20 protein-coding genes, 3 tRNA genes, 2 pseudogenes and 1 riboswitch are annotated in these 18,892 nt (G+C 33.5%); of the genes and pseudogenes, 16 read left to right on the plus strand and 9 right to left on the minus strand.

Annotated elements, in window-relative coordinates:
• Positions 1-192 precede the first annotated feature (192 nt).
• From LNP27_RS14065 to LNP27_RS14110, 10 genes and pseudogenes are all read left to right on the plus strand, one after another.
• Positions 193-1,206, plus strand: a complete 1,014-nt coding sequence (locus LNP27_RS14065) for a tyrosine-type recombinase/integrase (protein ID WP_229942268.1) — start codon at positions 193-195, stop codon at positions 1,204-1,206.
• Between the two features lie 202 nt (positions 1,207-1,408).
• Positions 1,409-1,639 carry a hypothetical protein gene (locus tag LNP27_RS14070; RefSeq protein ID WP_229942269.1) on the plus strand — a complete coding sequence of 77 codons (231 nt, stop codon included), beginning with the start codon at positions 1,409-1,411 and terminating at the stop codon, positions 1,637-1,639.
• Positions 1,609-1,719 (plus strand): annotated as a pseudogene (locus LNP27_RS14075) (restriction endonuclease); the annotation flags it as partial. The gene LNP27_RS14070 and the pseudogene LNP27_RS14075, both read left to right, overlap by 31 nt.
• Positions 1,720-1,728: 9 nt before the next feature.
• Positions 1,729-2,475 (plus strand): hypothetical protein, encoded by a 747-nt coding sequence (locus tag LNP27_RS14080; protein ID WP_229942270.1) that lies wholly within the window; start codon positions 1,729-1,731, stop codon positions 2,473-2,475.
• Positions 2,476-2,664: 189 nt separating this feature from the next.
• Positions 2,665-3,222, plus strand: coding sequence for a hypothetical protein (locus LNP27_RS14085; protein ID WP_229942271.1), 558 nt, complete (start codon positions 2,665-2,667; stop codon positions 3,220-3,222).
• A 175-nt stretch (positions 3,223-3,397) separates the two neighbouring features.
• The gene (locus tag LNP27_RS14090; RefSeq protein WP_229942272.1) at positions 3,398-4,297 is read left to right on the plus strand and encodes a DMT family transporter; all 900 of its coding nucleotides are present in this window, start codon (positions 3,398-3,400) and stop codon (positions 4,295-4,297) included.
• Positions 4,298-5,035: 738 nt separating this feature from the next.
• Positions 5,036-5,320 carry a rhodanese-like domain-containing protein gene (locus tag LNP27_RS14095; RefSeq protein WP_229942273.1) on the plus strand — a complete coding sequence of 95 codons (285 nt, stop codon included), beginning with the start codon at positions 5,036-5,038 and terminating at the stop codon, positions 5,318-5,320.
• Between the two features lie 6 nt (positions 5,321-5,326).
• The gene (locus LNP27_RS14100) at positions 5,327-5,647 is read left to right on the plus strand and encodes a rhodanese-like domain-containing protein (RefSeq protein ID WP_229942274.1); all 321 of its coding nucleotides are present in this window, start codon (positions 5,327-5,329) and stop codon (positions 5,645-5,647) included.
• Positions 5,648-5,829: 182 nt separating this feature from the next.
• Positions 5,830-6,684, plus strand: a complete 855-nt coding sequence (locus LNP27_RS14105) for a transketolase (protein ID WP_229942275.1) — start codon at positions 5,830-5,832, stop codon at positions 6,682-6,684.
• A 117-nt stretch (positions 6,685-6,801) separates the two neighbouring features.
• On the plus strand, positions 6,802-7,755 hold the full coding sequence (locus LNP27_RS14110) for a transketolase family protein (protein ID WP_229942276.1): 954 nt from the start codon (positions 6,802-6,804) through the stop codon (positions 7,753-7,755).
• A gap of 71 nt (positions 7,756-7,826) precedes the next feature.
• Here LNP27_RS14110 and bamM read toward each other — a convergent pair whose 3' ends face one another.
• Complete coding sequence (gene bamM / locus LNP27_RS15280; protein ID WP_305070164.1) at positions 7,827-8,798, minus strand: BamM family beta-barrel-assembly machinery protein; 972 nt, start codon at positions 8,796-8,798, stop codon at positions 7,827-7,829.
• 80 nt (positions 8,799-8,878) lie between these two features.
• Here bamM and LNP27_RS14120 point away from each other — a divergent pair, with 80 nt between their 5' ends.
• Together LNP27_RS14120 and LNP27_RS14125 are read left to right on the plus strand one after the other, a co-directional pair.
• The gene (locus LNP27_RS14120; protein ID WP_229942277.1) at positions 8,879-9,265 is read left to right on the plus strand and encodes an RNA-binding S4 domain-containing protein; all 387 of its coding nucleotides are present in this window, start codon (positions 8,879-8,881) and stop codon (positions 9,263-9,265) included.
• Positions 9,266-9,334: 69 nt separating this feature from the next.
• Positions 9,335-9,835 (plus strand): phosphoribosyltransferase domain-containing protein, encoded by a 501-nt coding sequence (locus LNP27_RS14125; protein WP_229942278.1) that lies wholly within the window; start codon positions 9,335-9,337, stop codon positions 9,833-9,835.
• Here the strand turns inward: LNP27_RS14125 and LNP27_RS14130 are convergent.
• Positions 9,827-10,345, minus strand: a complete 519-nt coding sequence (locus LNP27_RS14130) for a shikimate kinase (RefSeq protein ID WP_229942279.1) — start codon at positions 10,343-10,345, stop codon at positions 9,827-9,829. The genes LNP27_RS14125 and LNP27_RS14130 overlap by 9 nt on opposite strands.
• Before the next feature lie 128 nt (positions 10,346-10,473).
• Between LNP27_RS14130 and LNP27_RS14135 the strand changes: the two genes are divergently transcribed.
• From LNP27_RS14135 to LNP27_RS14145, 3 genes are all read left to right on the plus strand, one after another.
• Positions 10,474-10,546 (plus strand) — tRNA-Lys (locus LNP27_RS14135).
• Between the two features lie 39 nt (positions 10,547-10,585).
• Positions 10,586-10,658, plus strand: a tRNA-Lys gene (locus LNP27_RS14140).
• A gap of 42 nt (positions 10,659-10,700) precedes the next feature.
• Positions 10,701-10,783, plus strand: a tRNA-Leu gene (locus LNP27_RS14145).
• Between the two features lie 111 nt (positions 10,784-10,894).
• On the opposite strand, the pseudogene LNP27_RS15360 reads toward LNP27_RS14145, so the two are convergent.
• From LNP27_RS15360 to LNP27_RS14165, 5 genes and pseudogenes are all read right to left on the minus strand, one after another.
• Positions 10,895-11,008, minus strand: a pseudogene (locus LNP27_RS15360) (transposase); the annotation flags it as partial.
• Between the two features lie 635 nt (positions 11,009-11,643).
• Entirely contained in the window at positions 11,644-12,177 is a 534-nt protein-coding gene (locus tag LNP27_RS14150) for a DUF4252 domain-containing protein (protein WP_229942280.1), read from the minus strand.
• Between the two features lies 1 nt (position 12,178).
• On the minus strand, positions 12,179-12,781 hold the full coding sequence (locus LNP27_RS14155) for a DUF4252 domain-containing protein (protein ID WP_229942281.1): 603 nt from the start codon (positions 12,779-12,781) through the stop codon (positions 12,179-12,181).
• Between the two features lie 77 nt (positions 12,782-12,858).
• Positions 12,859-13,356 (minus strand): hypothetical protein, encoded by a 498-nt coding sequence (locus LNP27_RS14160; protein WP_229942282.1) that lies wholly within the window; start codon positions 13,354-13,356, stop codon positions 12,859-12,861.
• Positions 13,343-13,852, minus strand: a complete 510-nt coding sequence (locus tag LNP27_RS14165) for an RNA polymerase sigma factor (protein ID WP_229942283.1) — start codon at positions 13,850-13,852, stop codon at positions 13,343-13,345. Before LNP27_RS14165 ends, LNP27_RS14160 begins: the two co-directional genes overlap by 14 nt.
• A gap of 125 nt (positions 13,853-13,977) precedes the next feature.
• Between LNP27_RS14165 and LNP27_RS14170 the strand changes: the two genes are divergently transcribed.
• Entirely contained in the window at positions 13,978-15,438 is a 1,461-nt protein-coding gene (locus LNP27_RS14170) for a S41 family peptidase (RefSeq protein WP_229942284.1), read from the plus strand.
• A gap of 310 nt (positions 15,439-15,748) precedes the next feature.
• Here the strand turns inward: LNP27_RS14170 and LNP27_RS14175 are convergent, their stop codons facing one another.
• On the minus strand, positions 15,749-16,780 hold the full coding sequence (locus tag LNP27_RS14175) for a YncE family protein (protein ID WP_229942285.1): 1,032 nt from the start codon (positions 16,778-16,780) through the stop codon (positions 15,749-15,751).
• Between the two features lie 3 nt (positions 16,781-16,783).
• Positions 16,784-18,619, minus strand: coding sequence for a TonB-dependent receptor plug domain-containing protein (locus tag LNP27_RS14180; RefSeq protein WP_229942286.1), 1,836 nt, complete (start codon positions 18,617-18,619; stop codon positions 16,784-16,786).
• Positions 18,620-18,649: 30 nt separating this feature from the next.
• Positions 18,650-18,849: riboswitch (cobalamin riboswitch) on the minus strand.
• Positions 18,850-18,892 lie beyond the last annotated feature (43 nt).

Raw genomic sequence — 18,892 nt, forward strand, 5'->3', positions numbered from 1 at the left:
CTGCAAACAAGTTCACTGAACTCAGCTTAAAATGAAAATATTGTGAAGTAATCTTTTATTCCGCTGCGCTTCATAAAAGGATTTCCACTTCTATCCCTCACGCAAAAAAGCAGCTATACATCAAGAGCCATTGCGATAATAACACAATATTTATAAAAAAACAGCATCTTTCAATCACAAAATCAACACGATATGCCTTGGGCAGCAAAACTTATAAAACAAAATAGCGAAAATAGAATTGCCGTCTATTTTCAAAAAAATCAAGACCTGATTGCCCGCATAAAACAAATAGAAGGCGCTAGATGGAGTCAGCAAAAAACCGTTTGGCATATCCCGGACACTATCGAAAACAGAGAACGTTTTAACATAGAATCCCTAGCAAATTCGCTCCCTTCGATGGAAGCGATAGAGCAAATCGAAAAATTCAAACAATGGATGCGTTCCAAACGCTATCGCCAAAGCACCATTGACACCTATAGCGAAGCCTTAAAATCATTCTTGGTTTTCTACCGAGAAAAACCAGTTGCCGAAATCAATAATGAGGATGTAATTATTTTTAATAACGACTATATATTAAAGAAGAAGCTTTCAGCTTCGTATCAGAACCAAACAGTTAATGCCATAAAGCTGTTTTTTAGGACAGTAAGAGAAACAAAAATTGAAGTTGATAAAATACACCGACCAAAACGAGCCAAACTATTGCCAAATGTATTAAGCAAAGAAGAAATAAAATTGATATTGAATGCTCATAATAATATAAAACATAAGATGATGCTTTCACTGATTTATAGTTGTGGGTTGCGCTGTAGCGAATTATTGGCTCTTCAGCCCGCCCATATAGATTCTTTAAGAAATATTGTATTGCTTAAAAACTCTAAAGGAAAAAAAGATAGAATTGTTCCATTGAGTTCTAAGATATTAGAAATGCTGCGGGATTACTACAAAGTATATAAACCTAAAACTTATTTATTTGAAGGACAAACTATCGGATTACAATATGATGCTCGAAGTTTGCAACTAATTTTGAAACAAGCGTTACAAAAATCGGAAATTACAAAACCAGCCACTTTGCACTGGCTTAGGCACAGTTACGCTACTCATTTATTAGAAAGCGGCACTGATCTACGCTACATTCAAGAATTATTAGGTCATAATAGTAGTAAAACCACCGAAATATATACTCACGTGAGTACAAAAAGTATCTAGCAAATAAAAAGCCCTTATGACGATTTGTAAGAAAAATTTAATATATTTGAGAATCGATAAAGCGAAACAAACCTTAGTCAATCTACCCCTACTTGGGGGTATAATACGAAGGTTTGTTTCGTCCTATTATGCAAGTTGGCGGAAATGGCACTTGAAACGAGACGAAACAAGAAAAAATTATAATATAAAAAAACACATAAAAATGGATTTGAAAGACCAACTTAAACTAATTGCTGACAGAACAAAACACAAAGAAAATATTCAAACTGAAGAAGCAACAAAAAACGCATTTATTATGCCTTTTTTGCAATGTTTAGGTTATGATGTTTTTAATCCATTGAAGTTGTTCCGGAATTTGTCGCAGATATTGGAATTAAAAAAGGAGAAAAAATTGATTACGCAATTTTCAAAGATGGACATCCAACAATTTTAGTAGAATGTAAGGATTGGCGACAAAATCTAAACGTTCACGATGGTCAATTATTGAGATATTTTCACGTATCAAAAGCAAAATTCGGTTTGTTGACAAACGGAATTGTGTATCGCTTTTATTCTGATTTGGTTGCACCAAACAAAATGGATGAAAAACCATTCTTGGAGTTTAACATAACCGAAATTAAAGATAACCAAATTGAGGAATTGAAAAAATTTCACAAAGCGAATTTCGATGCTGAAAGCATCGTAAATACTGCAAGCGAAATGAAGTATATGAATGAACTCAAACATTTACTAAATAAAGAATTAACCGACCCAACTCCAGAATTTGTAAAATATTTTGCAAAACAAGTTTATCCAAGTGTTGTAACGGCAAAAGTTTTGGAACAATTCACAGAATTGACAAAAAAATCTGTTCAACATTATATCAGCGATTTAATTACAGAAAGATTAAAAACTGCATTATCAAAAGAAGATGAAAAAAACAAATCTGAAATTTCAGCCGAAATTTCAGCCGAACAAAATCTTGAAGATATTAGCAAAATAAACACAACAGAAGAAGAACTTGAAGGTTTTTTAATCGTGAAAACTATTTTGCGACAAAAAATTCCAGCAACAAGAGTAACTTATCGAGATGCACAATCTTATTTTGCGATTTTTCTTGACGACAATAACCGAAAAGCAGTTTGTAGATTATATCTGAACGGCGGAAAGAAATTTATTGGAACAATTGACGAAAACAAAAAAGAAACTAAAAATGAAATAGAAAGTTTGGACGATATTTTTAATTATTCAGCCGAATTGTTAAAGACAATTGAACAATATGAAAAATAGGGATAAATAAAGCCACTATCCGCCAACACACGCTACAACAAATTTGGGCAATTGGCTTAATGGGAAGATGGTTTTGTACTTGTAATTTCGGTCTTTAATTTATACATTTGGCTAACCAAATCCCCAACTGACGCCAAGCCACGAAACATGATGACTAATGCTATGACTACAAGCAATAACAACAATACAATGAAAACACGGACTTTACTTTTTTTAGCATTACTGACAATTTCTTGTGTGAATAAGCAAGCAGACAAAGTTGACTTTTTAGTGACTGAGAATAATGTTGGTGTATTTAAAAAAGGAATGACTGTCAAAGAAGTGCTGGACATCGTCCCCAAAGTCCATATTAAAAAAGTGGTTGACAAAGATGACTATGAAAATTCTTATGACGACTATCAATATTTTGACACAAATAAGATTCATTTGCTTACACTGACACCAACTGTACAAGATGAGATTCAGAGCAAAATTAATCGAATATTAATTTTGGACAATAGGTTTAAAACCAATAAAAACATTGGACTTGGTTCAACATATGCAGACCTAAAAAACAATCATAAAATCACAGACATTGCTCCTGACTTAGAACACATAGTTTTGACTGTTGGAGAACTAAATGCTAGGTTTAGCATTAATAAAAAACAGCTATTAGACAATTGGTGGGACGAAAGCAAGAAGCAAATTGACATTTCAAAAATCCCGGACACAGCGACATTAGATACGTTTGTAATATGGTGGAAATAAAGAAAAGCAAAGGGCATAACAGCTGAGCTTTCGTTGCGTGCGCAGTACGAACAATGAAAGCTTAGCTGTTGCGCAATTTAAAAAACCAATGAAAGTTAATAAAAAAACTTAATTGAGTGATTATATAAAAATCGAAAGATTATATTTGTCGAATTAAAAAAAACGGAGACACTTTATGAGGCAATTCATTCAAAATAAATATTTTCTACTCATCTTCATTGCTATAATCTGGGGTTCTTCTTTTATACTCATAAAAAAATTACTACCCGTATTTAACCCATATCAAATCGGAGCTTTTAGGGCAGGATTGTCAGGCTTGCTTTTGTCATTTATTGGTTTCCCAGCCTTGAAAAAAATGTCAAAAAAGGATATTTTTTGGATTGCTCTGTCAGGATTATTTGGCAACTTTTTAGTGGTCTTTATTTTTCCCATTGCACAACAAGGCGTAAGTAGCTCATTGGCAGGCATTATAAATGCATTAGACCCAATGTTCACCCTCATTTTAGGAGCAATTCTTTTTGGAATCAGAAATAAACTTATTCAATACGCTGGAGCGATAATTGGATTTATAGGCGCAATCATTTTAGTTTACTCTTCCAATTCAGGAAATGGCGAAAATCATCTTTATTATACGATTTTATTGGTATTAGGTTCGGCACTTTATGCAGTTGCAGCACTCATCATTGAAAAAAAATTACATCACATAAAATCGACAGATATATCAACAGGTATTTATACTATTTGGATGGTGCCGTCTCTTTTAATTTTAGGTTTTTCAGGTTTTTTTACAGACATTGATTACAGCCAAAACGAAACTTTAACGGCTCTAGGCTATTTAGTCTTTCTAACCGTCATTAGTACTACTTTGGTAATGTTTTTGTTTTTCAAACTTGTTCAAGATACCTCTGCAGTTTTTGTTAGTACCATTTCACTTTTATTACCAGTCGTTGCGGTAATTTGGGGCATTTTGGACAAAGAGAAATTTACAGTTTGGTATGCAATCGGTGGATTATTGATTTTGATTAGTGTATATCTCATTAGAGAAAAGAAAAATAAATCATTGGAAAAGGAATAAAATATGCGCCCAACAGCTAAGCTTTCGTTGCGTGCGCAGCACGAACGATGAAAGCTGTGTTGAACGGAACCAGTCACTGGCAGGAACTATGGAATTATCGTAAAGTTAGCTGAGGAATATTTAAAGGATTTAGAGTCCTCTTTTTATTAGGAAGCGGTAAATACGCTTTTGATGCTGTTTTGAAAAGAAAAGTGTAATCCAACTATTTTATACCGAACACATTCCAAAAAGGGTAAATTTACTGTTTACCCAGTAAATTTACCCTTTTTACCTATCGTACAGTTTATAAACGCTATAATCTGGTCAAAGCGGTCACTCCTAGGATAGAAACTGAAGTACAATCAGGACGTATTTTTTTATTCAAGCGTACTGGCTTCCCCTCAAGTTGAAAAGGCTTGAAAGCATCTACAAAACGGCTATTGGCAGTTTTTACAGCATTATGGATTTTATCACCTATGTAAATTAAAAAAAGAGGCGATTTTTTTTATTTAAAAAATAAATAGACAAAGCATCTTTTCAATTCACAGGATCTGCGGTTATCAAGCGAGCCCATCCACTCTATTTTACCATCCTTTTTTATATTTTATATTCGAATCAAAGAAATTTAAAAATCCCTGCTATGTAACAAAAGTTACTCAGCATACCGAGGCGATGTATTACTTTTGTACTATTAAAAATAGAATCACTCTGTTTTAGAAAGGTGATTCCGTCAAAACAAACTTATAAAAGACAGAAATAATGAAAATAGAAAATTTAATAAAAGAAAGAGCGTGCACAATAGTTGATGTTCGCACAAGAGAAGAGTTTATGGGTGGACATGTGGTAGATTCTATAAACATCCCACTTGGAGAAATACAAGAAAGAATGGAAGAATTAGAAAATCTAAAAGCTCCTTTAATACTTTGTTGCGCATCAGGAAACCGCAGCGGACAAGCACAACATTACTTATCTCAAAAAGGAATTGATTGCTACAATGGTGGTTCTTGGCTAGACGTAAATTTTCATCAATCACAAACAAGTTAAATAATTATGTTCGATTCAATCAAAAAACTATTCGGTTTTGGACCTAGTGTTAACTATGCTGATTTAGTAAAACAAGGCGCAATTATCCTTGACGTACGAAGTAAAGCAGAATATTCAGGCGGACACATTAATGGCTCAGTAAATATATCAGTTGACACATTAAGTAGCAATTTGAGTAAGCTAAAAGATAAAAACAAAACAATCATTACTTGTTGCGCTTCTGGAATGCGAAGTGCTTCGGCTAAAAGCATCTTGAAATCAAACGGTTATACTAACGTATATAACGGTGGCGGATGGAGTAATTTAAAAAATAAAATAAATTCATAAAATCAACTTCTTAAAATTAAAGTCTGCTTCGTGCGGACTTTTTTTATGCCCGAGTTTCAGAAAAATAAGAATCTTTTACAGCATAAACAATAGGTTTATATCTATTTTAAATATTCATTAAAACTATTGTCATAACCCTAAATAAAATTTACATTTGCCACAGTTTAACTTTTACACATAAAATGAAGCCTAACACACAACAATTAAACGATTTAACTATCCAAATCAGAAGAGATATTCTTCGAATGGTACACGCAGTCAACTCAGGTCACCCAGGTGGTTCTTTAGGTTGTACTGAATTTCTTGTAGTCTTATACCAAAATATAATGGAACGCAAAGAAGGTTTTGAAATGGACGGCGTTGGAGAAGACCTTTTCTTTCTTTCAAACGGACACATTTCACCTGTATTTTACAGCGTTTTAGCAAGAAGCGGCTATTTCCCAGTTTCTGAGCTGGCCACTTTCCGTTTGATTAATTCAAGATTACAAGGACACCCTACGACTCATGACAGTTTACCTGGAGTACGAATTGCATCGGGTTCACTTGGACAAGGGTTATCTGTAGGGATTGGAGCTGCACAAGCTAAAAAACTAAACGGTGACAACCACATTATATACACCCTTCATGGTGATGGTGAATTACAAGAAGGTCAAAACTGGGAAGCAATCATGTATGCATCTGCTAAAAAAGTAGATAATCTTATTGCTACTATCGATTTGAACGGAAAACAAATTGACGGTTCAACTGACGAAGTTTTAGCTATGGGAAGCATCAGAGCCAAGTTTGAAGCTTTTGATTGGGACGTTCTAGAAATTGAAAAAGGAAATGACATCGAAGCTATTATTGCTGGTATGAATGATGCTAAATCAAGAACTGGAAAAGGAAAACCAGTTTGCGTATTATTGCACACTGAAATGGGTAATGGAGTAGATTTTATGATGAACACTCATGCGTGGCACGGTAAAGCGCCTAATGATGCTCAACTTGAAAATGCTTTAGGACAAAATTATAATGTTGGAGGAAACTCAGATTATTAGTCCCTACCTAGCCTGCCCAAAGGGGAGGAACAGCTACAATTAGCAAAATAATAACATAAAATCCCTATACACCCCAATAGGAACTCCCCTCCTTCGGAGGGGCTGGGGGAGGAAAAAATGAAAAAATATACAAATACAGGAAGTAAAGATACCCGTTCAGGTTTTGGAGCGGGAATGACTGAACTAGGTCAAAAAAATGAAAATGTTGTAGCACTTTGTGCCGATTTAATTGGATCATTAAAATTTGATGATTTCAAGAAAAATCATCCAGAGCGTTTTTTCCAAATCGGAATTGCTGAAGCAAACATGATTGGAATTGCAGCAGGTTTAACTATTGGTGGAAAAATTCCTTTTACAGGAACTTTTGCTAATTTCTCAACAGGAAGAGTGTATGACCAAATTCGTCAATCAGTAGCTTATTCTGAGAAAAATGTAAAGATTTGTGCATCACACGCAGGATTAACATTAGGAGAAGATGGCGCAACACACCAAATTCTTGAAGATATAGGATTAATGAAAATGTTGCCAGGAATGACTGTAATCAATACTTGTGATTACAACCAAACTAAAGCCGCTACACTTGCACTTGCAGATCACCATGGCCCAGCTTACTTGCGTTTTGGTCGTCCGGTTGTTCCTAACTTCATGCCAGCTGACGAACCTTTCGTAATTGGTAAAGCAATCCTTTTAAATGAGGGGTCTGATGTAACTATTGTTGCTACTGGACATCTTGTTTGGGAAGCTTTGATCGCTGCAGAAGCATTAGAAGCAAAAGGGATTTCGGCTGAAGTAATCAATATCCATACAATCAAACCTCTTGACGAAGAGGCGATTATGAAATCTTTGGCTAAAACTAAATGTATCGTTACTGCTGAAGAACACAATATTCTTGGTGGTCTTGGCGAAAGCATCTCTAGAGTATTAGCATTAAACGAGCCAGCTCCACAAGAGTTTGTAGCGGTTAATGATAGTTTTGGAGAATCAGGAACACCAGAACAATTAATGGAAAAATACAAATTAAACAATCAAGCAATTGTTGAAGCTGTAGAGAGAGTAATGAAAAGAAAATAATTTCTTTTTATCCATAAAAAATCCCGTCTTGATCATCAAGACGGGATTTTTTTATTCAGAAGATGTTGTGATTATTGGCAGCTTTTATCCAAATGCTTTTTAACTCTGGCTGGATCAGTTGTGTTCCCATCACAAGAAGGAATAGAGGCAAAAGGAATTATGTTTCCTGTGGCATCTGTAATTTCTTTCTTGGTACTTACACCATCTCCATCATCATCAGTATCTAAAAAATTAGGAATACCATCTCCATCTGTATCATCTGGGTTAATGACACCAGTTGGCATAATTCGCATATAACCATCACCATCTAAATCTTCTAAGTAGTTAGGAATACCGTCACCATCAGAGTCTACTCTCCTAATCTCATATAATTTTACACTAAAAACTAAAGGCGCATAAGCTGGAATACTAGCGCTTCCTGAATTATAGTATCCAAGCCCTGAAGGAATGAACAAAACTCCAGATCCATAATTATTATAAGAAACTGTACCATCAGCATTTGATGAATAGGTACCCGTTTTAAATTCTGGGAAACTTTCGCCCCAACCAACTATCGTTGAAGGCAAACTAAAAAATGTTTGTGGATTATCAGATCGCTCAAAAAAAGTAGCTCCTAAGTTTTCTACTTCAGCAACTTTAGTTCGTGATAAATATTCGCCTTTATATGCAGCCAACACATCGTCAGTGTTCGTTGGTGATTCCCCAACTCCTTCTCTTAATACTAAATAATACAATTTATAGGTAATATCATGAAGCTTAACGTCACGACTTAGTAGTTTAGGAAATGACGTATTGTCTTTATAAGACCAAATAGAAGGCTGCGTTCCTCCTGCAGGAATTTTAGTTATCTTAGTATCTACATCAGGTGAAACATCTTCAATATAATAATTTTTTAAATATTCTTCAATGTCATTTAAATCAGTTGCATATTGCGTTGCATAATCTCGGGGCGGAGTTATTTCTGCTGACCCATTATCCTTAGAACATGAAAATAAAGAGACGGTTGTAATTAATAGAATAAAATAATACTTAAATTTGTTCATTATAGCTAATTTTTTTAAGTGCGCAAGATACAATATTGATTGATTTTTGTAAACTATTTAACTCCGATTTTAGAAAATTTATGAGAATAGACAAATATTTATGGTGTGTGCGGTATTACAAAACCAGAAACATGGTTACCGAAGCCTGTAAAAAGAATCACGTAACAGTAAATAGCCTCGTTGCCAAACCTTCAAAAGAGGTTTTTCCTACCGATAAAATCACTTTTAGAAAAGATCAAATCACCCAAATCATTACGGTTTTAGACATTCCGGAAAATCGTGTTAGCGCAAAACTGGTAGACATATATAGAAGAAATGATACTCCAGCTGAAGTCTATCAACACTTAGAACTTTTGAAATTATCGAAAGAACATTATCGAAAAACGGGTACGGGACGACCGACAAAAAAAGACAGAAGAGACATAGATGAATTTGGAAATGAAATCATAACAGACGAAGATGAATAATTAAAAGGATAAGAATTGTCACTTCACTTTTAACCATTAAAACCCAATCCTTAACTTTAAACAAAAATAATGAGCAAGAATATCATCCTAACCAATCAAGAAATAGAACATAAAATAAGAAGAATTGCCTACCAAATTTACGAAACTTTTGTTGACGAGGAAGAAATTGTAATCGCGGGAATTGCAAGCAATGGCTACACATTTGCAAAAAAAATAACCGATGCACTACAAGTTATTTCACCTCTTAAAGTGTCGCTTTGCAAAGTCCAAATCAACAAACAAAACCCTCAATTACCTATCGAAACTTCCTTATCGAAAGAGGAATACGCAAATAAGGGCTTAATTCTAGTTGATGATGTACTAAATTCAGGTACAACTTTAATATATGCGGTAAGACATTTTATCGATGTTCCTTTGAAAAAATTTAAAACCGCCGTTCTCGTGGATCGAAACCACAAGAAATATCCTGTAAAAGCAGACTTTAAAGGAATATCTCTTTCTACATCATTATTAGAGCACGTACAAGTTGTTTTTGATGAAGATGGCAGCAGCTACGCTCATTTAAGCTAATACACTCATTATATCAAGCACGACAGCATCTACTGTTTTATTATCTACCGTCACTTTATGTTGTGCTTGATTGTAGTAAAAACTCCTTTCGAAAAGGTGTGTAGCAATAAACTCCTTCATTTCGGCATCATTTTTTTGAGCAATTAGAGGCCTCTTACTTTTATTTACAGACAACCTTTCAAACAAAGTGTCAATTGACGCTTTTAAGTATATAGAACATACGTTATCGCCTTTTAACAATTCATGATTATTAGCATAACACGGAGTCCCTCCTCCTAAACCTATTATCAATTGGTCTGGTGAATTTAATAATTCAACAAAAACTTCATGTTCTCGTTTTCTAAAGGAAATTTCTCCACGCGTTTCAAAAATCGTATTTATGGACAAATTTTCTTTTTCTTCAATCTTTTCATCTAAATCCACAAAGGGTATTTTTAAAGTTTTTGCTAATTTTACAGCAATGGTCGACTTTCCACAACCCATATAACCTAATAATATAATTTTCCTCATAGAATAAAAGCCTATAAACTAAGGCGTTAAAAATTAATGTAAAAAAAAGTCAAATTTATGACAAAATTCCTTGGAAAACTTCAAATAAAGTCCTTATATTTGCACCCGCATTCAAGCAAAGAATATATGACTCGATAGCTCAGTTGGTAGAGCACATCACTTTTAATGATGGGGTCCTGGGTTCGAGCCCCAGTCGGGTCACAATTTAAGTGATCAACACATAATTTTCTTGAAAGCATTGACTCGATAGCTCAGTTGGTAGAGCACATCACTTTTAATGATGGGGTCCTGGGTTCGAGCCCCAGTCGGGTCACAAAAGGTTGTTCGCATAGGCGAACAACCTTTTTTACTTTTAGGCCACGTGGAGAAACGGTAGACTTGCCAGCTTGAGGGGCTGGTGCTCGCAAGGGCGTGCGGGTTCAAATCCCGCCGTGGTCACTTTTAAGTTAAAAATAAAATCCTAACTACTTATACTAAGTGATTAGGATTTTTTAGTTTAAAATTTGTATTATTTCTGTATTCTAAGTGGTCAAGCGCAAAAGTTGGGGATTATCCAAAAAGATTAGATAATCTGAACAAGAAAAAGTCGATTTTCCGAACTCCTCTAAACTGACTTCTGAATCCTTTAATTTTAGCATTAAAAGATTCTGCTGAAGCATTTGTACGGATCAAAGCGAATACCTGTCGGGAAGCCAATATTAACTACTTTCCCTGAATTATTTCTTGATAACAACTGGCTAGAGTCCTATTTAAATAAATGAGTTTATAAGTATAGTTTTCTTAAACGTATGATATCATTTAAAAAATAGTAGTACCAAAATTACAGCAGAAAAAGTCCCAATCATAAGAAAGAAAGTCCCTAAATATAAAAAGAAACTATCCTTTCTACATTTTCCCTAATCAACTCCCTACTCGCTTCTTTGTATTTTTCAGTAATCCTCATTTTAAATATACTTTTAATTTAGAAAAAAAATTATAAAAAAATAATTTTCTATTAAAGCAAAGTAACTCGAATTTACCCTCGTTGACAATACCAACATTTAGTGATTTTAAAAAAAAATAATTTTAAACCACAGCAAAATCATTTTTTTTATAGACATTTAAATAATTTTGAAATAAATTCCATTATTACTCTTTCTCTAAACAACTTGATAAAGATTAATTGATGTATTACTCCCAAAATCAACTGTAGAAATTATCTATTATAAAAGGCTTAAAATTTACTATTGGCATAATTAATCCCATAAAAAAAGCGCCTTGACTCAACATCAAGACGCTTTTTGATTACATAAAATGGTTTATTTCATTAATTGCTGCAAAGGTTTCAGTTGTTCTAAATCAACATTTGACTGTTGTAAAACACTAATCATTGTCATAATGTTTGTTGGATTCATATCCTTCCCTAAAATACGAACTACAGCAAAACCATTTTCTTTTTTATTGGCATACAAAACAAATTCCTCAATATGGTCGTCTGAGCCCATAAAGCTTATTGAAGCCACCTCTTTCCCTGAGCCAAACTTCATTAACTGTTGGTACTTTTTATCCTTTAAAATCAAATCAATTTTAGCACACTCGGCTTCAAATTCTGCTTTATTCTTATCAGTCAACTTGAAAGCCAACACATTCATTTTATCAAATGAGTTCAAAGCATCCATTTGAGCAACAGATAATTTTGTTTTATCAAGGTTCAAAATCTCGGGTGAAACGTCAAGCGCAATAAAATTTTTGTTTTCGGTATTTTCTACAAAATACTTTTGCAAAGTTGGCTCTGAGTTGCAACTGGATAAAAACAAAATCATTATTATGGCAATTCCATGGATCGCTTTCATACTATTTTTTACCTTTGGTTGCTTTCTTCAAGTCATCACCGCCAGGAATTCTCATTTTATCTGTAAGAATCGAAATCTCATTCAAATCAAAATTACCGGTCAATGACATTAGAACAGTATCATCATTTTTCGCTCCTTCGATAAACATCAAAAGCTCTCTAATTTGAGAATCTGTTGCTCCCGACTTTACTAGAATTTTCACATTTCTACCGTTTTCATTTACGCGCATCAGCTCTTCTAAACCTGCTGTCTTTATATATTTATCAGCAACTGCTTTCATCTCCCCTTCTACCCTAGTACTTTTAGTTGTAAAAACTTTTAGATTATCCAGTTTTTTAATCAAGCTCAGGTACTGCTGCGTTTCTCGATCTGAGGCATCGACTTTCACTTTACTCATTAGGTCAAACATTTTTTTATTGACAATAATTGAAGTTACACCATCTTGACCATCGAATTTGTCAAAAGCCGTTTGTGCAAAAATTGTACTCGACGCTAATACAAAAACTAGAGTCACTAATAACTTTTTAGCCAAACTGACATTTGCTTGCTCTTTTTTTGCTTTTGCTTTTAAGCAAGAACATGAATTTAGATTGATTGATTTCATTTTATAGATTTATTTAGTATTATATTAAAATTATATTTAGGGTATGTACTTGACTTTTAACTGCATTGAGATTGCAATTACATTCTTGTAGTATTGGTTTCAAAACTGCTGAATATTCTATTTTTCGCCATTTCATATTCCTCGACATACTGCACACTTTCTATGCCAACATTTACATTATTAGAGAGAAGATTCAGTGCTCTTTGCGTTTCTTCAAAAGCTACTTCAGGATCATCATACGTTCCTAACCCCTCTTTAGTACTGAATGCTTTTGAAGCATAAAAAAGATAAAATCCTATTCCCATCAAAATCATTACTGACGCCGCAACTGAGAGCCATAAAAAATTTGATTTTTTATTTCTTTTTTGAAGCTTTAAAGTCCTAATAGTTAAATCATCCTCTACAAACTGCACATTTTTTGATGTAGCAAAATAGGTAAATAATGAAATGTGTTGCGCTAAATGCGGAGCAACATTACTTGAAGAAAAATACTGTTGTAAATGTTTCTCTTCATTGACTGTAGTTTCACCTGCAAAATACTTCTCCAGTATTTCTTCTATTTTATTTAACTCCATAACTGTGTATTTTCATCATTTCTTCCCGTATCGTTTTTCGTGCTCTTGAAAGAGATACCCTTATAGTACCCTCGCTTATGTCTAGTATTTCTGCTATTTCGTCAAACTCATATTGCTCAATATCTCTAAGCTGAATAATTATCCGTTGTTGTTCTGGGAGTTTATTAATGCTTTTTTCAACCCACGCCAAACTATCATTATCCTCTACGTTTTTATCTAATGGAGCTTCAGAACGCAGAAACTCCTTGTCACTAATTTTCACATTTGAAGCTCTTTTAGATTTCAATTGGTCTAAGCAATAATTTTTAGTCATTGTCATCGCTAATGCTTCAACATTATTATAATCCTGTAAATCACCCTTTTTGTTCCATAATTTCACCAAAACTTCTTGTGTAGCATCTTGTGCTTCTTCAATGCTTACAAGCAGTCGCTTGGCCAACCGGAATATTTTATCCTTACTTGGCGCAGTTAGCAACATAAACTCATTTTGATCCATAAAGCATATTTATTAAAAGCGATCCTATAATCAAGACGATTGTATTTTATTTTCGTTACAAAGAAGAGGAAAATAAAACTAAAGTTCTTATTTTTACGTTACTATAAGATATAGAAAACTTACACATGAAAAAAACAGTTCAATTTACACTTTTATTATTTATCGCAGTTTTCATTTTTCAAAGTTGTCAAGATAACGATGATGTAGCCCCTTCAGCCAATTTAGAAGTTCAAGACTTTATATGGAAAGGGCTAAATCAGTACTACTTATGGCAGCCAGATGTTCCAAACTTAGGTGATGATCGTTTTGCAAATCAAAATGCCTTAAACTCTTTTCTTAGCGGTTATTCAAAGCCTGAAACTCTTTTTGATGCTTTAAGAGTTAATGAATCCATTGATAGATTCAGTTGGATTGTTGATAATTATTTAGAATTAGAAGGACAACTGCAAGGAACTAGTAAAAATAACGGAGTTGAATTTGGCTTAAGTTATATGCCTGGAAGCACTACTGAAATATTTGGTTATGTGAAATACATAATTGCAAATTCAGATGCCGCAACTAAGAATATTAAACGCGGCGATTTCTTTACTGCTGTAAATGGGACGAAAATAACGTTAAATAATTATAACTCACTACTCTTTGGTGCAGATGAAAATTACACATTAAATCTTGCTGATTATAATGGAACTACTATTGTAGGAAATGGCAAATCAGTTTCGTTGACAAAGACGGTCCTAACTGAAAATCCAATTTTAGTGAACAAAGTACTTATTACTCCTGGATCTCACAAAATTGGCTATTTGATGTATAACGCTTTTTATGCAGATTTTGACACTAAATTAAATGATGCTTTTGGTGAATTAAAATCAGCAGAAATTACAGATTTAGTGTTAGATTTGAGATACAATAGTGGAGGTTCTATATTGTCTGCAACTCGATTAGCAAGTATGATTACAGGTCAATTTACTGGGAAAGTATTTGCAAAACAGCAATGGAACCCAAAAATTCAAGCTTTTTTCGAAAAGGAAGCCCCAAATAGTTTAAACAACTATTTTACGGATAAGATTAGTACTACACCTATCAACAGTCTAAGCATGACTAAAGTTTACATTTTGACTGCTAACGGAACGGCATCAGCAAGCGAACTAGTCATTAATGGTTTGAAACCACATATCAGCGTAGTACAAATTGGCGATGTAACAGTGGGTAAAAATGTAGGTTCAGTAACAGTATATGATTCTCCTGATTTTACGGATGAAAAGAGAAATCCAAACCATAAATATGCAATGCAACCTATTGTTTTGAAAATTGTTAATTCCGTAGGTTTTGGTGATTATTTCAATGGGCTACAACCTACTTTTTTAGCAAAAGAAACTTTAAGTACTTTGGGCGTTCTTGGCGATACGGCAGAACCATTATTAAGAACTGCAATAGAGAAAATAACTGGAACGGCTAGAATGACGAAACAAACTCCTGGAAAAGAATTCCAATTTTTCAAAGATTCTAAATCAATGAGTAGATTTAAAAATGAAATGTACATCGACAAAGCACCTGAAGGTCTTTTGAAAGCATTGGAACAGCAATAAAATTAAAAGTACATTATTTCAAGTCCAAAAATTTTAGATTCTAAAACTAAAAAAGTCGGCATTCGCAATTAAAAATTTTCGCCACGAATTACACTAATAAACACGAATCACAGCTGGTTTTTAATTGCACAAATTCTTAAAACAGATAAAATTCGTGCAATTCAATTTCAAATTTGATAAAAACTTGGTGTAATTTGTGGCTAACTTTTTTTTTAAAGTGAATGCCGTACTAAAAAGCCCCATTTTCAATTGAAAATGGGGCTTTGCTTTTTAAAGTCTCATATAGAGATCTCCTATAATTTAACTGTTATTAGTTATTAGAGTAGAAACTATTGGGTCCCATACCTACAGATACCGTTTTCAATTCAGTACCAGTTGCTGAAAATATTTTGACAATACCTGCCGCTGTAAACCCATTTGCATCAGCTGAATAGATTTTTCCGTCAATAACATTAAAACCATAAAAAGTAGACCAACTGTTATCACTAACAGAGAACAATGGCGTTTCGCTAAAAGTCGTTGCATTCAAAGCCATTGCATACACACCTGTTCCTTTAGTATAATAAATTTTATCTCCATCAATATCCATATTCAAAGCTTTCTTTAACGTACTAGATTCAATTGAAGTTGCTGTATCAGTGGTAGTATTGATTTTGAATAATTTGCTTCTATCAGAATTTCCACATAAAGCATAAACAAATCCGTTTTTCTCTTCGATAGAATTCACGCCATTATCAACAGTAATTACACTCATTGCATTATTACTTTGTGGATTGACAACCGTTATTGTATTACCACCACCAAAAGCGCCATTCATAACATATAATTTACCATTTGCAGTAATTATTTTTTCTGAAGTTTTACCAATTGCTATAGTCTGCAAATAAGCAAACGTTTTAGCATCATACACCGTTACTGCTTTAGAGATTGAATTAGTAACATACAATTTCCCATTTAAAACAACACTATAGCGAGGGTTTTTAAGGTTTTCGGTTATTGTGCCTAAACTTTTAAAAGTGTATCTATTCACTACTTCTACAACATTTGATGCATTCAAAACAATAAATGCTTTATCATCATAAAAACTTAATGATTGCGCTACATCTCCTAATTTTTTATCGTTATTTTCAATGCCAAAAATATTCTGAGTCAGCACATTGAAATCATTCGAAATATAAGTTACAGAAGCATTTGGTTTACCAAAATTCCCTTCATTCAAAACAAGAACTCCTTTATCGTAATTCCCTAAAGGAACATTAGTATCAATTGTGTCATCATTACTACAAGAAGCAAGCAATAAAGCACTTGCAAAAATTCCAAGAAAAACATTTTTAAATTTCATTTTTTAATAATTAAGGGTTAAATAAAGAGTTAAATTCCTTGCTGGCATCAAGCGACTAGGCAAAGATTCATATTTTTCGTTCCAAAGATTAGCTATTTTAAAACCTAGTTTACAAACGTTTTTTTTGCTGAAATTATAATCCATTCCAAAATTGGAAATGTTATAATCACTTAAAATATTTTTTGGATCATTATCTGAAGTTGTAAAAACTTCACCTACAAACATCAATTGATAGTATGAATTAAAGCGCTTATATGAATAAGAAGTTGAAGCTGTTAGTTTATGATAAGGAACATAAAAAAGCTGTTTGTCATTTTTATCATCCAAAGAAACGGTATATGAATAAGTTCCATTAAAATCAAGAGAATGATCGTTAAAATTGGTCTTCCATCCCAACAAAACTTCAGCACCATATATAGAAACATTATCTGTATTAATAGGTGACCAATTACCGCTGTTGTTAGGCAACCAACGAATCATATCACTAATTTTAGAAGCGTAGGCCGTGGCTGTTAATTTAAAATCTTTGTATCTAAATTGATTTCCCACTTCTGCCTGATAGGAGTTTTCTGGCTTCAAATCAGGGTTTCCGCTACCTTCCCAATATAAATCATTAAAAGTGGGTGTTCTATAATTTCGAGAAATATTAAACTTCAACTGATAGAACTTGGAGAAGTCAAAAGTAGATCCTGCCGAAAAAAGAACTGGGCTTTTATACACATCCGAGATCTCTTTGCGAGCGCTAAGTTCGTAGTTCCATTTCTCAGTAAGACTTTGTTTCAATAATACACTTATTCCTCCTATTTGTCTACTTTCATTACTTACAACTGATCCAACACCGTTACTTTTATTGTAATCTAATATAGTATTGAGACTTATTTTTGGCGCTAATTCATAGACAAAATCATATTTTGCAATAAAGCTTTTGACACCACCAGAAGTATAACCTTCTGTTTCTATATCTTCAAAATAATTGTAATGCTCCGTAATGTAGGCCAGTTTTAAATTAGAAACTGATCTCCCAACAGAACTGGTCCAGGCTAATAAATTTCGAGTATTAAAATCTTGATATTTTGTTTTAACAGCATAAGGTGACGTCAATGAAAAATGGCGTTCTCCATCATAAATCTCACTGTAAAACTTAATACTATTAGTAGCATTTAATTTGTAACCAATAGCGGTACTCAAATTATTATTATAGTACTGCCCATTCGTATTTTTACCTTCTTCTCCTATGAATTTAAAATCATTATTAGAACTATTTCGTGTAAAACTAGCATTGGTACTCCATTTATTTGTGGCAGCCGTAATCCCATAAACGGCACTTAGCGTATTAAAATCACCGTAAAAGATTTCTAAATTGTTTTTGAAAGTATTGGCAAACTTTAAATCGTTATTTAAATGAATCGTTCCACCTATAGCACCACTTCCGTATACGACACTTCCGCCACCCGCTTTCACATCAATCGAATTATAGCCTCTGGTAGAAATTGTATTAAAATCCGTTTGACCTAATAATTGGGAATTGATATTAATTCCGTTCCAAACTACTGCCGTTTGTTGTGCCGTTGTCCCACGAAAAGAAGGTGAAGAAACCATTCCCAAACCATTTTCTTTAAAATAAATAACAGTATTATAATTTAAAAGAGAAGTCAATGAAGACTGATTTTTACTGATAATGGAATCAGTCAATTTCAAAACTGACTGTGAGCTCGAGAAGTTTTTGAGCTGACTGTCCGATACAATAACTTCGTTTAAAGGTATTGCAGGTTTGCTTTGAGCCAAAAGCATTTGACTCAATAAAAAAATTGAAAATAATCGAAAATATTTAGTTGTCATAATTTCTGAACCTTTTTCCCGAAAGTTCGATATTAGTTAAGAAAAAAGGCAGGTCTCCTGGCTTGCGTCTTGTTGTTTACCTTCCCATCACACAAGGCGTGACAGTGGTTTTGTAGATAACAACAAGCTTGATAGCTTACAGTTGCGGGAACAGCTTAGGTTTTAAACCTAATTCCCTTTTAATGAGTTTTGCAAAAGCGCAAAACACAACCTCAATTCGGGCGCAAAGGTAGAATAATTATATGATTATAGGCAAAAACTTCATTGAATTAA

This window comes from Flavobacterium galactosidilyticum (assembly GCF_020911945.1).
Classification (GTDB): domain Bacteria; phylum Bacteroidota; class Bacteroidia; order Flavobacteriales; family Flavobacteriaceae; genus Flavobacterium; species Flavobacterium galactosidilyticum.

Excerpts from the sequence above, each read along its gene's own strand:
- LNP27_RS14065 (WP_229942268.1), top strand. The coding sequence starts at position 193 with ATGCCTTGGGCAGCAAAACTTATAAAACAAAATAGCGAAAATAGAATT.
- LNP27_RS14070 (WP_229942269.1), top strand. The coding sequence starts at position 1,409 with ATGGATTTGAAAGACCAACTTAAACTAATTGCTGACAGAACAAAACAC.
- LNP27_RS14085 (WP_229942271.1), top strand. The coding sequence starts at position 2,665 with ATGAAAACACGGACTTTACTTTTTTTAGCATTACTGACAATTTCTTGT.
- LNP27_RS14090 (WP_229942272.1), top strand. The coding sequence starts at position 3,398 with ATGAGGCAATTCATTCAAAATAAATATTTTCTACTCATCTTCATTGCT.
- LNP27_RS14095 (WP_229942273.1), top strand. The coding sequence starts at position 5,036 with ATGAAAATAGAAAATTTAATAAAAGAAAGAGCGTGCACAATAGTTGAT.
- LNP27_RS14100 (WP_229942274.1), top strand. The coding sequence starts at position 5,327 with ATGTTCGATTCAATCAAAAAACTATTCGGTTTTGGACCTAGTGTTAAC.
- LNP27_RS14105 (WP_229942275.1), top strand. The coding sequence starts at position 5,830 with ATGAAGCCTAACACACAACAATTAAACGATTTAACTATCCAAATCAGA.
- LNP27_RS14110 (WP_229942276.1), top strand. The coding sequence starts at position 6,802 with ATGAAAAAATATACAAATACAGGAAGTAAAGATACCCGTTCAGGTTTT.
- bamM (WP_305070164.1), bottom strand. The coding sequence starts at position 8,798 with ATGAACAAATTTAAGTATTATTTTATTCTATTAATTACAACCGTCTCT.
- LNP27_RS14120 (WP_229942277.1), top strand. The coding sequence starts at position 8,879 with ATGAGAATAGACAAATATTTATGGTGTGTGCGGTATTACAAAACCAGA.
- LNP27_RS14125 (WP_229942278.1), top strand. The coding sequence starts at position 9,335 with ATGAGCAAGAATATCATCCTAACCAATCAAGAAATAGAACATAAAATA.
- LNP27_RS14130 (WP_229942279.1), bottom strand. The coding sequence starts at position 10,345 with ATGAGGAAAATTATATTATTAGGTTATATGGGTTGTGGAAAGTCGACC.
- LNP27_RS14150 (WP_229942280.1), bottom strand. The coding sequence starts at position 12,177 with ATGAAAGCGATCCATGGAATTGCCATAATAATGATTTTGTTTTTATCC.
- LNP27_RS14155 (WP_229942281.1), bottom strand. The coding sequence starts at position 12,781 with ATGAAATCAATCAATCTAAATTCATGTTCTTGCTTAAAAGCAAAAGCA.
- LNP27_RS14160 (WP_229942282.1), bottom strand. The coding sequence starts at position 13,356 with ATGGAGTTAAATAAAATAGAAGAAATACTGGAGAAGTATTTTGCAGGT.
- LNP27_RS14165 (WP_229942283.1), bottom strand. The coding sequence starts at position 13,852 with ATGGATCAAAATGAGTTTATGTTGCTAACTGCGCCAAGTAAGGATAAA.
- LNP27_RS14170 (WP_229942284.1), top strand. The coding sequence starts at position 13,978 with ATGAAAAAAACAGTTCAATTTACACTTTTATTATTTATCGCAGTTTTC.
- LNP27_RS14175 (WP_229942285.1), bottom strand. The coding sequence starts at position 16,780 with ATGAAATTTAAAAATGTTTTTCTTGGAATTTTTGCAAGTGCTTTATTG.
- LNP27_RS14180 (WP_229942286.1), bottom strand. The coding sequence starts at position 18,619 with ATGACAACTAAATATTTTCGATTATTTTCAATTTTTTTATTGAGTCAA.